This is a genomic window from Azospirillum agricola, from assembly GCF_017876095.1.
GTDB lineage: Bacteria > Pseudomonadota > Alphaproteobacteria > Azospirillales > Azospirillaceae > Azospirillum > Azospirillum agricola.
In genome coordinates this window covers 152957-166756 of record NZ_JAGINM010000002.1, presented here as the reverse complement: position 1 = coordinate 166756, position 13800 = coordinate 152957, and the positions used below count along the sequence as shown (strand labels likewise).

Sequence of the window (13800 nt, the reverse complement as noted above, 5' to 3'; positions counted from 1 at the left end):
GGCAATGCGAAGCGTGGACGCTGCGCGGCACAGGTGCGTCAATTTGGCCAGAACGCCGCTGTGAAACAAGATGCGGCGTTCACGGATCCGTCATGAGGACAGGTGGGTGTGGCTTTTCTGCCTTCAGGCGCGCTTGTAGAAGGTGCTGAAGGGTGGCTTGTCCACGGACGTCTGGGTCTTCAATCGGGAACAGTGCTCGGAGAAGACATCGAGCGTCAGCCCAAGCATCTCCTGATTCATGTGTCGGCGTGACAGGAGATACAAAAGTTCCGGATGCGTGCGCGGCGGCTTGATCTTCAGAATGTCTTCGCAAATGAAACGAAAGGCGGCGACCTCTTGAAGCTTGCTGACCCGCTTGTGAATTTCCAAAGGCAGGGATTCGATGGCTTTTTCATCGACATGAACGATTCGATAGCGCGACAGCCGGAAGATCAGGGTGCCAGCCAGCTTGCCGATCGACACGCCGTCGAATCCCTCGTGCGTCGGGCCAAGCGTGCCGGCCCGCCGATAGAGGAGAATGTCCAGATCCTTTTGGCACTCCCTCAGGGCCAGAGCCAGCTCACGGGACGACACATGAACGGCGTCGTAAGGAATCTGCCAGGCCTTGACCACTTCGAGGACGCATTCCACGAAGGATTCGGCGAGCTTATCTTGCAGATCGACGGGTAATAACGTCGGATCGCTCATCAGTCGAACTGCTCGGCGTGCTTGTAGAGAGGCGTCCAATCCACCTGTTCGGTCGGCTTGTTGTTTATTATCGCCGCGATATGTTCGCTGGATTTTATTCCGGAATTCACACGCACATCCTTTTGGAAAGTCTTGCGTGCGTCATTGAGCTTCTTGCTCAATAAACCGCGGTTAGCGGCATACTCGGAGAGGTTCACGAGGAACGTCCTTGGCAAATCGGTCGTGAAAAACAAGGGGACGCCGTCCAGCGTTCCCGCGCGTACGGAGAACTTTTTGACCGATTGGGTGCGGATGTCAAGGCCGGTGTATCCCCGGTACCGTGGGACAACCAACGGTAACTGTTCCGCAATTCTCACCACACCACGCGCGGCACCGACGCGACCTTCAGCGGGCCGAGGAACAGCGCGCTGTTCTGCACGGTGACCGGGGCGGTGAGGACCGGTTCGCCGCCGGGGCCGGTCGGGCGGGACAGCATGGCCAGCACCGTGCGGGCCATCGCCGCCTCGTTCGGCCGCATCATCGGCTTGACCGCGTCCAGCACCGCCGGGGCGCCCTGGATCTCCGCCGTCAGCGCCGCCTGCGGCTGGAGGTCGCCGTCGAGCGCCAGCGTCCCGTTCATCGTCACCGCCAGCGGCCCCCAGTTCAGCGCCAGCCGGTCCAGCTCCACCGTGCCGCCGTCGCGGCTCCAGGCCGACAGCCCGGCCGGCTCGGGGCGCGGCGGGCGGCCGAGCACGCGGGCCGACAGCTCGGCGCGCTTCACCTCGCGGCCGAGCGCGGGCGGGGTGGTTTCGGGCAGGGTCAGCCCGTTGGCGACGATGCCGACCGTCAGGCCGGTCGCGGTGTGGGCGGTGGGCGGCTCGCCCGGCTGGGCGGCGTTGACGTCGAGCGAGGCGATGGGCATCGGCAGCCCCGCCGCCTGGGCCGTCAGGTCGGTGAAGGACAACCCGAACCGCTCGACGGTGCCGGCCAGCGACCACACCGCGTGCCCGGTGCCGCCGCCGCGCGCCGTGAGGTCGAGCGGCGGCTGGCCGGCCTGGACCAGCGTCAGCCGCTGCTCACCGGGCAGGCTGAGGGCCACCTGGGTGACGTTCCAGGGCGCGGCCTCCGCCACCAGCCGCCCGCCCCGCCATTCCGCGCCGCGCGTCGCCAGATGCGGTTGCTCCAGCGTCGCGCGCAGGGTGAAGGGGAAGCCGTCCACCGCCAGCCCGCCATGCTCGACCAGCGCGCCGCTGGCCCGCTGCTCCGCGATCCAGGCGAGCAGCCCCTGCTCGACCATGCGGGCGGCCTGCCACCACCACAGCGCGTAGCCGGCGAGCGGCAGGGCCACCAGCAGGGCCAGGATCAGGCCGGATCGGCCGCGAAACTTGGGAAGGCGCATGGGGGAGCTGTCCGTTTCGTGTCGGTCCCGTTATAGCGGCTGGCGGAAACCCATGCTAGGCTTGCTCCTTCCCTGGCGCCGCCGTCGCGCCGGCTGCGCCGCGCGGACCATGGCTGCCGACACGCACACCGCCCCTCCCACCCCGTCCTCTCCCGTCTGGTCGTCCGACATCGCCGTGACGCCCGGCGCCGATCTCTGGGTCTTCGCCTACGGCTCCCTGATGTGGAATCCCGGCATTCCCTTCGCCGAGCGCCACGCCGCGACGCTGGGCGGCTACCACCGCCGATTCTGCGTCGCCTCGCACCGTTACCGTGGCACGCCGGAACGGCCGGGGCTGGTGCTCGGCCTCGACCGTGGCGGCTCCTGCCGCGGCATCGTCTTCCGCGTCCCCGCGCCGGCGGTGCCGGAGGCGCTGGACTATCTCTGGGAACGCGAGATGGACAACCGCGTTTACCGGCCGAAGATGCTGCGCGTCCGCCTGCGAGACGGCCGTTCGGCGGCGGGGGAAGCGGCGGTCGATGCCTGCTGCTTCGTCGTCGACCGGACGCACCGGCAATATTGCGGCTGCCTGGAGGATTCGGAGCTGGTCGCCCGCATCGCCGGCTGCTGCGGCGCGCGCGGGCCGAACATCGAGTATCTCGCCAACACGGTCGTGCATCTCGACGAGCTGGGCATTCGCGACGAGGGGCTGCACCGGCTCTACCAGGCCGTCCGCGACCACCGGCCATAGGCCGGCCATTCGTGAAGGGTTTTGGAAACGGATGAACAAGATGCCGGCTGTGCCGGCTCATGGATGAACGGGATAAAAGACCGTATCCGTGTTCACCCGTGGATATCCGTGTTCATCCGTGTCTTGAGGCAACCTCCCTCGCATCAGCCTCGTGTCGATCCGGGTTCGCCGCTCCGGCGCTGGCGCTGGTGCCACGGCGGCGGGGCGCCTATCTTCGGGGGCATGCCGATTCCCCGCTTCGCCACCGTCCTTCCGCTGGTCGCCGCTCTGGTCCTGGGCGTGGTCGCCCCGGCCTGGGCCGCCGCCACCGCCGCGCCCGTCATTCACCACGACCTCGACGTCGCGCTGGATCCCGCCGCCGGAACGCTGGAGGTCACTGACCGCGTGACTTTGCCGTCCGGCACGCGGGAATTCCGCCTGCTCCCCGGACTGACCCTGCGCGAAACCAGCGCCGCCGGCCGGCCCGTCCCGGTGCGACGCAGCGGCGACCGTGTGACGCTGACCGTGCCGGAGGGCGCCGGACCGGTGACGATCCGCTATGGCGGCATGCTGCCGGGCTTCGGGAAGGACCGCGCCATCGGCGCCGCCATGGATGGCGAGGGCGCCTTCCTGCCCGGCCTGTCCGGCTGGCTGCCCTCCACCGGCGGCGAACCGCCGGGCTGGCGCCTGTCGGTCCGCGTCCCGGAGCCGTTCGCCGCCGTGGCGACCGGCCGGCTGGTGAAGGAAGTTCGGGAGGCCGGCACCTACCGCGCCGTGTTCGAGGAACCCCGCGGCGTCGAGGAACCCTCGCTGTTCGCCGGCCCCTGGACGGTGACGGAGCGGATGCACGGCGCGCTGCGCCTGCGCCTCTACGGGCATCCCGGACAGGAGGCGCTGGCCGGGGATTACCTCGACCTGACCGCACGGGCCATCGACGGCTACGCGGCGCGGATCGGCGCCTACCCGTTCGACGGTTTCTCCATCGTCTCGGTGCCGCCGCCGGTGGGGCTGGGCTTTCCGGGGCTGACGGCGCTGGGACGGTCGGTGCTGCCGCTGCCCTTCGTCCGCGGGCAGTCGCTGACCCACGAGATCCTGCACAACTGGTGGGGCAACGGCGTCCGGATGGGGGAGGGCGGCAACTGGGCGGAGGGGCTGACCACCTATCTGGCCGACCACGCCGCCGCCGAGGACCGCGACCCCGCCGCCGGGCGGGCGATGCGGCTGGACTGGCTGCGCGACTACGCGGCCCTGCCGGCCGAGCGCGACAGCCGGCTGACCGACTTCCGGGGGAAGACCCACGACGCCTCGCAGATCGTCGGCTACGGCAAGGCGGCGATGCTGTTCCACATGCTGCGCGACGAGATCGGAGCCGACGCCTTCGACGCCGGCCTGCGCGGCTTCTGGAGCGCCCACGCCTTCCAGGAGGCGGGCTGGACCGACCTGCGCCGCGCCTTCGAGACCGCCGCCAAGCGCGACCTGGGCGGCTTCTTCGCCCAGTGGCTCGACCGGCGCGGCGCCCCGGCCCTGACCCTGGCCGACGCGCGGGCGGAGGGGAACGCCGTCAGGCTGACGTTGCGGCAGGAGGCCGACCGGCCCTACGCCCTCTCGGTTCCGGTGGCCGTCGAGACCCCGGCCGGCATCGAGCGTCACCGCCTGCGCCTGGACGGCCGCGACGCTTCGGCGACCCTGCGCACCGCCGCCCGTCCGCTGGCGGTGACGGTCGATCCCGACTTCGCCCTGTTCCGCCGTCTCGGCGCGGGAGAGGCGCCGCCGATCCTGCGCGACGTGACGCTCGATCCCGGAACCGCCGTGATCGTCGCGGCGACCGGGGAAGCGGCGACGGCGGCCAGGGCCCTCGCCGACCGCCTGGTGGACGGGAAGGCCGGAAACGCCGGTGCCGGATCGCCCGCGCTGCTGGTCGGCACCGACGAGGCCGTCGCGGCGGCGCTGGCCGGGCGCGGTTTGCCGCCGGTTCCGGAGTCGCTGGCCGGCCGGGGAAGCGCGCGGGTGTGGACCGCCCGCCCGGCCGGGGGCGCCCCGCTGCTGGTGGTGTCCGGCGCGGACGCGGCGGCCTTGCAGGCGCTGCTGCGCCCGCTGCCGCATTACGGGCGGCAGAGCTGGCTGGTCTTCGACGGCGCCAGGGCGGCCGACCGTGGTGTCTGGCCGGTGGGCGACAGCCCGCTGCGGCGGAGCCTCGCCGGGCGCTGAACGCGCTTCGCGGCTCCGGCGCCAACTCGCCGGGACGGCGATTTGGAGGTGCATCGCCGGCGCGGCTCTGGTTCTCCGCGACGCTTTGCCGCAGTATCGACCGCCTTGCCGGGTATACACATGATGCCACCATGAACCGTCGCCGGCCCTTCAAACCAGGGAGGGCCGCATAAGACAGCGGGAGGAAACACCATGCCTTACAAGCACATTCTCGTTCACCTGGATTCCAGCCCGCACGTCGAGGCCCGCCTCGACGCCGCCATCGCGCTGGCGGCCAAGCATGGCGCCTTTCTGCGCGGCCTGTTCGCGCAGGGCGACCGCAACGCCACCAGCATCATCGCGCGCCGTCCCAGCGAGCATCTGACCGAAGCCGCCGCGAAGAGCGAGGCGCTCTTCAACGGAAGGCTGGCCGCCGCCGGCTTGAAGGGACAGTGGCACGGGCTGACCCACGGCGAGCACAACCACGTGGTCCGCGAGATGATCATCTGGTCGCGCTTCGCCGACCTGACCGTGCTCGGGCAGTATGACCGCGAGATCGGCTCGTCGGGCGCGCCGGAGGAATTGAACGAGCAGGTGGTGCTGAATTCCGGCCGGCCGGTGCTGGTGATCCCCTACGCCGGCCATTTCCCGGTGATCGGCAAGCGCGTCGCCGTCGCCTGGAACGCCGAGCGAGAGGCCGCGCGCGCCCTGTCCGATTCCCTGCCGCTGCTTGAGAAGGCCGACGAGATCACGGTGATCACCGTGCTGACCCAGGCGTCGGGCGACCATGCGGAGACGCCGCGTGTCGGGCTGCTCGATCATCTGGCCCTGCATGGAATCAGCGCCGAGCAGACGCACTTCACCGTGACCGACATCGGCGCGATGGACGCGCTGCTGGCCCGCACCATGGACACCGGCGCCGACCTGCTGGTGATGGGCGCCCACGGGCATTATGGCTTCCCGTTCCTGCACCGGGGCAGCGGGACGCGCCATGTGCTGCGGACCTGCCCGGTTCCGCTGCTGCTGTCGCACTGAGGATAACGCCCTCTCCCGCACCGGGAGAGGGCGTTCCCGGCCGTCACCCCACCTTCAGCTTCCGGCGCAGCAGGGACAGCGGATCCGTCTCGTCCAGGCTGGGCTGGAAGGCGACGGTGATCTCCGTCAGGGCGTTGGCCCAGCTCTCCGGGTTGGTGTCCTCCGGCGCCTCGACCGACGTGAAGCCGGTGCGGACCAGGAACTGGTACTGGTCGGGGATCACATGCCCGACCGCCCGGATCTCGCCGGTGTAGCCGTAGCGCTCGCGCAGTTCGCGCGCGGTCGAGAAGCCCCGCCCGTCGCGGAATTTCGCGAACTCCACCGCGACCAGCGCGAAGCGGTCGAGATCCGGGGCGATGGCCCCGGCCAGGGTGCCGCTCTTCAGCCGCACGCCGAGCTTGGCGTTGCGGCCGTCGAAGCTCGCGCGTTCCGCCTGCCAGCGCTCGAAGCTGATGATGACCGGGCGGTCGTTGGGCACCGGCTCCCCGTCGGGGGCGAAGCTCCAGGCGTCCTCGCCGATGCGGCCGTTCTCAATCAGCGGCATAGATTCTCTCCTTGAACGGCGCATGGCCGACGCGCTTGAGGGTGTCGATGAAGCGCTCGTCCTGGTCGGTCCGGTTGGCCAGATAGACCTCGACGATGGCTTCCACCGCATCGACCGCCTCGGTCTCGGTCACCGCCGGGCCGAGGATGTCGCCGATCGCCGCCGTCAGCGTCGGGTCGCCGCCGACGGTGATCTGGTAGAACTCGGTGCCCTTCTTGTCGACGCCGAGGATGCCGATGGCGGCGATGTGGTGGTGGCCGCAGGCGTTGATGCAGCCGCTGATCTTGATGCCCAGCTCGCCGATGGCGCGCTGGCGGATGGGGTCGGCGAAGCGGGCCGACAGCGCCTGGGCCAGCGGGATCGAGCGGGCGTTGGCGAGCGCGCAATAGTCCAGGCCCGGGCAGGCGATGATATCGCCGATCAGCCCGGCGTTGGCGGTGCCGAGCCCGGCGGCGTCGAGCTCCGTCCACAGCGCGAACAGCTCGTCCTGCTTGACGTGGGCCAGCACGATGTTCTGGACATGGCTGACGCGCAGCTCGCCGAAGCTGTGGCGCTCGGCGAGATCGGCGATCAGGTCCATCTGGTCGCAGGTGGCGTCGCCGGGGATGCCGCCCGCCGGCTTCAGCGAGATGGTGGCGATGGCGTAGCCGGGCTGCCGGTGCTCGGCGACGTTCACGGCGACCCAGTTGGCGAAGGCCGGGTTCTCCGCCTTGGCGCGTTCCAGGGCGTCCGAGCGCGTCGGCAGATCCTCGAAGGGCGGCGGGGCGAAATGCGCGCGGATCCCGGCGACGATCTCCGGATCCAGCCGGTATTTCGGGCCGCGCAGCCGGGCGAACTCCTCCTCGACCTCCGCCTTGAACTTTTCCAGGCCAAGCTCGTGGACGAGGATCTTGATGCGCGCCTTGTAGATGTTGTCGCGCCGGCCATACTGGTTGTAGACGCGCAGGATGGCTTCGAGATAGGCGACGAAATCCTCCTCGGCCACCCACTCGCGCACCAGCTTGCCGATGAAGGGCGAGCGCCCGAGCCCGCCGCCGACGTAGAAGGTGAAGCCGGCCTCGCCCGCCGCGTTGCGCTTGGCGAGCAGCCCGACGTCGTGGACGCGCACGGCGGCGCGGTCGCTGGAAGCACCCGAGATGGCGATCTTGAACTTGCGCGGCAGATAGGTGAATTCGGGGTGCAGAGTCGTCCACTGCCGCAGGATCTCGGCGTAGACGCGGCCGTCCACCACCTCGTCCGCGGCGGCGCCGACGAACTGGTCGGTGGTGACGTTGCGCACGCAGTTGCCGCTGGTCTGCAACGCGTGCATGTCGACTTCGGCCAGCTCGTGCAGGATGGCCGGGGTGTCCTCCAGCTTGATCCAGTTGTATTGCAGGTTCTGGCGCGTGGTGAAGTGGCCGTAGCCCCGGTCGTACCGGCGGCCGATCGAGGCCAGCTTGCGGAGCTGCACCGAGGTCATGACGCCGTAGGGCACGGCGATGCGCAGCATGTAGGCGTGGAGCTGGAGGTACAGGCCGTTCATCAGCCGGATCGGCTTGAACTCCTCCTCCGTCAGCTCGCCGGCCAGGCGGCGCTCGACCTGTTTGCGGAACTGCTCGACGCGTTCGCCGACGAAGCGGCGGTCGATCTCGTCGTAATGATAGATCCCGGCGCGGGCGCCGGGCGCGATGTGGTTCATGTCACTGTTCCAAAGGCCGGGGTAGGCAGGTGTCAGGCCGCGGCCTGCTTGCCGAGATCGAGACGGACGGAAGGGCCGAGCGCGCGGATGCGCTCGCGCATCTTGACCGGCGTGGGGACGCCGTTCTCCGTCTCGACGTCGAAGGCGTAGATGTCGACGCCGAACTGCGCGCGCTCGGCCCGTGGCTTGGCGGCGGCGAGCGCCGTCTCGGCCTCGGCGGCGGGGAACAGGGCCGCGTCGGCGAAGGATTCGACCCAGGCCGTGGCCACCTCGCCCCCGGCGTTCCAGTCCGGACCCAGGAACACGACGACGCCATCGCGCAGACGGTTGGCGGTGATGGCTTTCAACGATCCATCTTGCGACGGCATCTGGCTCTCCTCGCTTCTCTCAACTCAGGCTGTTCTCGAATTCAGGCGGTCAGGACAGCGGCCGGCGCGGTCGCCGTGGCCGTCTGCTGGAACCCGTGCATCCAGCCGCGCAGCCGAACCACCTCGCCGATGGCGACGATGGCCGGCCGTTTGGGCTGTAGCCGGATGAGGTCCTCGCCGCAACGGGCAAGATTGGTCTCGATCACCGACTGGGCTTCGGTCGAGGCGCTCGACACGATGGCGACCGGCGTCATCGGCGGCTTGCCGGCGGCGATCAGGCGGCGGGCGATCTCGTCCAGCGTGCCGAGCGCCATGTAGAACACCAGCGCTCCCGGCAGCTTGGCCAGCACGGCGAAGTCGAGCGTCTCCGGCAGAGCTCCCGACTTGTCGTGTCCCGTCACGAAGGTGGCGGTCGTCGCCATGCCGCGGTGCGTCACCGGAATGCCGGCGTAGGCGAGCCCGCCGATCCCGGCGGTGATGCCGGGCACGACGCGGAAGGGGACGTCCGCCGCGGCCAGCGCCAGACACTCCTCGCCGCCGCGCCCGAAGACGAAGGGATCGCCGCCCTTCAGCCGCAGCACCCGCAGCCCCTCGCCGGCCAGCTCGACCAGCGTGGCGTTGATCGCGTCCTGCGTCGGGGAGGGCCGGCCGGCCCGCTTGCCGAGGTCGATCATCCGCGCCGCCGGGTTGGCCAGCGCGAGGATGGCCGGATCGACCAGCGCGTCGTGGATGATCGCGTCCGCCTCGCCCAGCGCCTTGGCGGCCAGCAGGGTCAGCAGTCCGGGATCGCCGGGACCGGCGCCGGCCAGCCAGACGCTGCCCGGCGCGAAGTCCGGCAGGGCGAGGCCCTGGACGCCGATCATGGCAGCCATCCCTCTCGGGCGATCCGCTCCTTGGTCGCGGTGGCGATGGCGGACATCGAGGCGCCCGCCTTGCGCAGCCCGTCGCGCAGCTCGGAGATGATCCGCAGGCGCTCGGCCCAAACCTCCGGGAACAGCGCCTCCAGCCGCTCGCGCAGCAGCCTCGCCAGGGTCGGGCTGTGCCCGCCGGTCGAGACGCTCAGCAGCAGGTCGCCGCGCCGGACCACGGAGGGGGAGTGGAAATCGCACAGGGGGACGACATCCTCGACGTTCACCAGGATCCGCCGCGCCCGCGCCCGTTCGGCCAGCTCCGTTTCGACCGCCGGATCCAGCCCGGCGACGAACAGCACGCGCACGGCGTCGAGCTCGTCGGGGCCGGGCAGGGCGCGCACCAGGCGCTCCCCGGCCAGCGCCGCGAATTCCCCGTCCGGTTCCGGTGAATAGACCGTCGGATCGGCGCCGCCCTCGCGCAGCTGGTTCAGGCGGCGAGCCGCCAGCGGGCCGTTGCCGGCCAGCGCCATCGGCGCGCGCGCCGGGTCGAGGACCAGCGGGATCATCGCCGGCCGCCGATGCTGCCGGAGCGATGGAGGGCGTGCCAAACCACACCGGAAATCGCGGGGAAAATAAGCATGGCGGTATTTAGCCCGCGCCCGACGGGACATTCAACACATTTCACACAAAGGGTACATTCCTATTAAACAAGTAGATAATGTATTTGCGTTGCACCCGAACCGGACGGGTGATAATGTGCAAATCACAATGCAAATTCTACTTAATGAGTAGATAAAAGCCATGCCGGAAGGTTCGACGACGATGGATGCGGTGGCGCGGGTCGAGGAATTGACCGCCTTGTATGGAACGCTCGAAGGCGCGCCGTTGCTGGCGGCGGTCCATGGGGCGTTCGACGGGCGCGTCGCGCTCGTGTCGTCCTTCGGCACCGAATCCGCCGTGCTGCTGGCGCTGGCCGCCGAGGCGGCCCCGGATTTCCCGGTGGTCTTCGTCAACACCGGCAAGCTGTTCGGCGAGACGCTGCGCTACCGCGACCAGCTTGTGGAAGCGCTGGGCCTGACCGACGTGCGCGAAGTCGGGCCGACGGCCGACGATCTCGCGGCCGGCGACCCGCAGGGGATGCTGTTCGCCAAGGATTACGACGCCTGCTGCCACCTGCGCAAAACGGTGCCGCTGGACCGCGCGCTGGCGGGCCTGGACGCCTGGGTGACCGGGCGCAAGCGCTTCCAGGCCGCCACCCGCGCCGCCCTGGCGCTGTTCGAGGCGGAAGGAGACCGCATCAAGATCAACCCGCTCGCCGCCTGGGACAAGGCGCGGCTGGAGGAGGAGTTCACCCGGCGCGGCCTGCCGCGCCACCCGCTGGAGGCCGACGGGTTCCTGTCCATCGGCTGTTACACCTGCACCGAGCGCGTGGCGCCCGGCGCCGACCCGCGTTCCGGCCGTTGGGCCGGCAGCGCCAAAACCGAATGCGGCATACACATGAGCATGATTGGAACCGCCCGATGAGCGCCGATCTCGACCAGCTTGAGAACCAGAGCATCTACATCCTCCGCGAGGCCTACAACCGCATCGACAAGCTCGCCCTGCTGTGGTCGATCGGCAAGGACAGCAACGCGCTGCTCTGGCTCTGCCGCAAGGCGTTCTTCGGCCGCATTCCGTTCCCCGTGGTGCAGCTCGACACCGCCATGGAACTGCCGGAGGTCTACGAGTTCCGCGACCGCATCGCCAAGGAGTGGGACCTGAACCTCGTCGTCGAGCAATGCCCGCCGGAAGAGGAGATGGACCAGACCCTGCCGCCGCTGACCCGCGCCGCCGCGCGCAAGACGGAAGGGCTGAAGAACCTGCTGCGCAACGACGCCTACCAGGGCGTCATGGTCGGCATCCGCCGCGACGAGCAGGCGACCCGCGCCAAGGAGCGCGTCTTCTCGCCGCGCTCGCTGGAGGGCGACTGGGACGTGAAGGACCAGCCGGCGGAGTTCTGGGACCACTACAAGACGCGCTTCCCCGAGGGCGTCCATGTCCGCATCCACCCGCTGCTGGCCTGGACCGAGCTGGACATCTGGCGCTATTCGCAGCGCGAGGGGATTCCCATCGTCCCGCTGTACTTCGCCAGGGACGGCAAGCGCTACCGCTCGCTCGGCGAGAAGAACATCACCTTCCCGGTGGATTCGACCGCCGCGACCATCGACGAGATCATCGCCGAGCTTCAGGTGACCCGCGTGCCGGAACGCGCCGGCCGCGCCATGGACAACGAATCCGAAGACAGCTTCGAGCGCCTGCGCAGCGTGGGGTACATGTAATGCCGCATTCTCAACTCCGCATCGTCATCGTCGGCCATGTCGACCACGGCAAGTCCACCCTGATCGGCCGCCTGCTGAACGACACCGGCAGCCTGCCCGACGGCAAGGTCGAGCAGGTCCAGGAGATGAGCCGCAAGCGCGGCATGCCCTTCGAATGGGCCTTCGTGATGGACGCGCTCCAGGCCGAGCGCGACCAGGGCATCACCATCGACACCACCCAGATCCATTTCAAGACGGCGCAGCGTCCCTACGTCATCATCGACGCGCCCGGCCACACCGAGTTCCTCAAGAACATGGTGACCGGCGCGTCCCAGGCCGACGCCGCGCTGCTGGTGATCGACGCCGGCGAGGGTGCCCTGGAGCAGTCGCGCCGCCACGCCTACCTGCTGCATCTGCTGGGCGTCCGTCAGGTCGCGGTGGTCATCAACAAGATGGACCGGGTGGAGTTCTCGCAGGCCCGCTACGAGACCGTCGCCCACGAGATCAAGGAGTATCTGGCGGAACTCGGCCTGTTCCCCAAGGCGGTGATCCCGATCTCCGCCCGCAATGGCGACAACATCGTCGCCCGCAACACCGAGCAGGCGCGCTGGTACCTGGGGCCGACGGTGATCGAGCAGCTCGACTCCTTCCGGCCGCAGCAGACCTCGCCCGACCAGCCGCTGCGCTTCCCCCTCCAGGACGTCTACAAGCCCGACGACCGCCGCATCCTGGCCGGCCGCGTCGAGAGCGGGCGGCTGCGCGTCGGCGACACGCTGCGCTTCGCCCCGACCGGGGCCAGCGCCAAGGTGGTCAGCATCGAGGCGTGGAACCACCCGGAGACCGTGCTGTCGGCCCAGGCCGGGCAGAGCATCGGCGTCACGCTCGACAAGCGCATCTTCGCCGAGCGCGGCCATGTCGCCTACCATGAGGATTCCGCTCCGGTCCTGACCCACCGGCTGAGCGTCCGCCTGTTCTGGCTGGTGTCGGAGCCGATGCAGGTCGGCCGCACCTACACGCTGAAGATCGCCACCGCCGAGCACCGGGTGACGGTGGAGCAGGTGACGGCGGTCATCAACGTCGAGGATCTGACCAGCACCCCCGGCAAGGCGGTCCACCGCAACGAGGTGGCGGAGGTCGTTCTGCGCTCCCGCTCGCCGATCGCGGTGGATCTGGCGGCGGAGCTGCCGCGCACCGGGCGCGGCGTGCTGCTCGACGGCCACGATGTCGTCGGCGGCTGCCTCGTGGTCGAGGCCGAGGATTCGGCGACCGCCAACATCACCGAGGTGTCGCACACCGTCTCGGCCGAGGAGCGTTCGGCGGCCAACGGCCACAGGGGCGGCATCCTGTGGCTGACCGGCCTGTCGGGCGCCGGCAAGTCGACTCTCGCCATGGCGCTGGAGCGCGCGCTGTTCGACCGCGGCTGGCAGACCTTCGTGCTGGACGGCGACAACGTCCGCAACGGGCTGAACGCCGGCCTGGGCTTCTCGCCGGACGACCGGGCGGAGAACATCCGCCGCGTCGCCGAGACGGCCAAGCTGTTCGCCGACGCCGGCATGGTGGTCATCGCCTCGCTGATCTCGCCGCTGCGCGACGACCGGGCGCGGGCGCGGGTGATCGGCGGCGACCGCTTCCACGAGGTGCATGTCGCCGCCGATCTGGCGACCTGCGAGGAGCGTGACCCCAAGGGCCTCTACAAGAAGGCGAGGGCCGGCGAGATCGCCGAGTTCACCGGCGTCTCGGCTCCCTACGAGGCGCCCGAGCAGCCGGAGCTGGTGATCGACACCGCCGCTCTGAGCCGCAGCGAGGCGCTCGCCCATCTCCTCGACTATGTCGACGAGACGCTGGGCAAGGCCAGCCTGCGGACCGGCAAGGAGCTGACCTACGTGATCTGAGCGCAGGCACGGACCCCCGCCCTGACCGTCTCCCGCCCAGCGGGGGAGGGTCGGGGCGGGGATGTCCGCATAAAAAACCATTCTATAATGTAAAATATTGAATTACCTTCTCTCCAACTGTTGAAATCGATCTTCCCTCAACTGGAATTCGTGCTAAACAGCAGCAGAACCCTT

The 13800-nt window shown here is 69.4% G+C and carries 14 protein-coding genes; 6 read left to right on the top strand and 8 right to left on the bottom strand.

Translation table 11 applies throughout. The features are described from left to right. Positions 1–123: 123 nt before the first annotated feature. The 3 genes from J2847_RS03150 to J2847_RS03140 form a co-directional block, all read right to left on the bottom strand. Positions 124–687: a hypothetical protein gene (locus J2847_RS03150; protein WP_209776931.1), complete on the bottom strand. Its 564-nt coding sequence runs from the start codon at positions 685–687 to the stop codon at positions 124–126. Then, positions 687–884, bottom strand: a complete 198-nt coding sequence (locus tag J2847_RS03145) for a hypothetical protein (RefSeq protein WP_209776930.1) — start codon at positions 882–884, stop codon at positions 687–689. Before J2847_RS03145 ends, J2847_RS03150 begins: the two co-directional genes overlap by 1 nt. A gap of 155 nt (positions 885–1039) precedes the next feature. Continuing rightward, entirely contained in the window at positions 1040–2065 is a 1026-nt protein-coding gene (locus J2847_RS03140) for a DUF2125 domain-containing protein (RefSeq protein ID WP_209776928.1), read from the bottom strand. 109 nt (positions 2066–2174) lie between these two features. Between J2847_RS03140 and J2847_RS03135 the strand changes: the two genes are divergently transcribed. The 3 genes from J2847_RS03135 (at position 2175) to J2847_RS03125 (ending at position 5996) form a co-directional block, all read left to right on the top strand. Further along, positions 2175–2795 carry a gamma-glutamylcyclotransferase gene (locus J2847_RS03135; RefSeq protein ID WP_209776927.1) on the top strand — a complete coding sequence of 207 codons (621 nt, stop codon included), beginning with the start codon at positions 2175–2177 and terminating at the stop codon, positions 2793–2795. A 222-nt stretch (positions 2796–3017) separates the two neighbouring features. Further along, entirely contained in the window at positions 3018–4982 is a 1965-nt protein-coding gene (locus J2847_RS03130) for a M1 family metallopeptidase (protein ID WP_209776925.1), read from the top strand. 192 nt (positions 4983–5174) lie between these two features. Beyond that, entirely contained in the window at positions 5175–5996 is an 822-nt protein-coding gene (locus J2847_RS03125) for a universal stress protein (RefSeq protein ID WP_209776924.1), read from the top strand. Positions 5997–6039: 43 nt separating this feature from the next. Here the strand turns inward: J2847_RS03125 and J2847_RS03120 are convergent, their stop codons facing one another. From J2847_RS03120 to J2847_RS03100, 5 genes are read right to left on the bottom strand one after another with little or no spacing between them, the layout of a single operon-like run. Next, positions 6040–6540 (bottom strand): DUF934 domain-containing protein, encoded by a 501-nt coding sequence (locus J2847_RS03120; protein ID WP_209776922.1) that lies wholly within the window; start codon positions 6538–6540, stop codon positions 6040–6042. Then, positions 6527–8218 carry a nitrite/sulfite reductase gene (locus J2847_RS03115; RefSeq protein WP_209776920.1) on the bottom strand — a complete coding sequence of 564 codons (1692 nt, stop codon included), beginning with the start codon at positions 8216–8218 and terminating at the stop codon, positions 6527–6529. The genes J2847_RS03120 and J2847_RS03115 overlap by 14 nt, the downstream gene beginning before the upstream one ends. Before the next feature lie 32 nt (positions 8219–8250). Then, positions 8251–8586 carry a DUF2849 domain-containing protein gene (locus J2847_RS03110; RefSeq protein ID WP_209776919.1) on the bottom strand — a complete coding sequence of 112 codons (336 nt, stop codon included), beginning with the start codon at positions 8584–8586 and terminating at the stop codon, positions 8251–8253. A gap of 41 nt (positions 8587–8627) precedes the next feature. Beyond that, positions 8628–9449, bottom strand: a complete 822-nt coding sequence (gene cobA, locus J2847_RS03105; protein ID WP_233474248.1) for a uroporphyrinogen-III C-methyltransferase — start codon at positions 9447–9449, stop codon at positions 8628–8630. Continuing rightward, entirely contained in the window at positions 9446–10003 is a 558-nt protein-coding gene (locus tag J2847_RS03100) for a precorrin-2 dehydrogenase/sirohydrochlorin ferrochelatase family protein (RefSeq protein WP_209776916.1), read from the bottom strand. Before J2847_RS03100 ends, cobA begins: the two co-directional genes overlap by 4 nt. Before the next feature lie 235 nt (positions 10004–10238). Between J2847_RS03100 and J2847_RS03095 the strand changes: the two genes are divergently transcribed. Genes J2847_RS03095 through cysC form a run of 3 tightly spaced genes read left to right on the top strand, consistent with a single transcriptional unit; the run spans position 10239 to position 13626 of the window. Further along, entirely contained in the window at positions 10239–10961 is a 723-nt protein-coding gene (locus J2847_RS03095; protein ID WP_411800557.1) for a phosphoadenylyl-sulfate reductase, read from the top strand. Further along, a complete protein-coding gene (gene cysD, locus J2847_RS03090) occupies positions 10958–11755 on the top strand; it encodes a sulfate adenylyltransferase subunit CysD (protein ID WP_085556746.1) in 798 nt (265 codons plus the stop codon). Before J2847_RS03095 ends, cysD begins: the two co-directional genes overlap by 4 nt. After that, complete coding sequence (gene cysC / locus J2847_RS03085; RefSeq protein ID WP_085556747.1) at positions 11755–13626, top strand: adenylyl-sulfate kinase; 1872 nt, start codon at positions 11755–11757, stop codon at positions 13624–13626. Before cysD ends, cysC begins: the two co-directional genes overlap by 1 nt. Positions 13627–13800 lie beyond the last annotated feature (174 nt).

Excerpts from the sequence above, each read along its gene's own strand:
- J2847_RS03135 (WP_209776927.1), top strand. The coding sequence starts at position 2,175 with ATGGCTGCCGACACGCACACCGCCCCTCCCACCCCGTCCTCTCCCGTC.
- J2847_RS03150 (WP_209776931.1), bottom strand. The coding sequence starts at position 687 with ATGAGCGATCCGACGTTATTACCCGTCGATCTGCAAGATAAGCTCGCC.
- cysC (WP_085556747.1), top strand. The coding sequence starts at position 11,755 with ATGCCGCATTCTCAACTCCGCATCGTCATCGTCGGCCATGTCGACCAC.
- J2847_RS03100 (WP_209776916.1), bottom strand. The coding sequence starts at position 10,003 with ATGATCCCGCTGGTCCTCGACCCGGCGCGCGCGCCGATGGCGCTGGCC.
- J2847_RS03115 (WP_209776920.1), bottom strand. The coding sequence starts at position 8,218 with ATGAACCACATCGCGCCCGGCGCCCGCGCCGGGATCTATCATTACGAC.
- cobA (WP_233474248.1), bottom strand. The coding sequence starts at position 9,449 with ATGATCGGCGTCCAGGGCCTCGCCCTGCCGGACTTCGCGCCGGGCAGC.
- cysD (WP_085556746.1), top strand. The coding sequence starts at position 10,958 with ATGAGCGCCGATCTCGACCAGCTTGAGAACCAGAGCATCTACATCCTC.
- J2847_RS03120 (WP_209776922.1), bottom strand. The coding sequence starts at position 6,540 with ATGCCGCTGATTGAGAACGGCCGCATCGGCGAGGACGCCTGGAGCTTC.
- J2847_RS03110 (WP_209776919.1), bottom strand. The coding sequence starts at position 8,586 with ATGCCGTCGCAAGATGGATCGTTGAAAGCCATCACCGCCAACCGTCTG.
- J2847_RS03140 (WP_209776928.1), bottom strand. The coding sequence starts at position 2,065 with ATGCGCCTTCCCAAGTTTCGCGGCCGATCCGGCCTGATCCTGGCCCTG.
- J2847_RS03130 (WP_209776925.1), top strand. The coding sequence starts at position 3,018 with ATGCCGATTCCCCGCTTCGCCACCGTCCTTCCGCTGGTCGCCGCTCTG.
- J2847_RS03125 (WP_209776924.1), top strand. The coding sequence starts at position 5,175 with ATGCCTTACAAGCACATTCTCGTTCACCTGGATTCCAGCCCGCACGTC.
- J2847_RS03095 (WP_411800557.1), top strand. The coding sequence starts at position 10,239 with ATGCCGGAAGGTTCGACGACGATGGATGCGGTGGCGCGGGTCGAGGAA.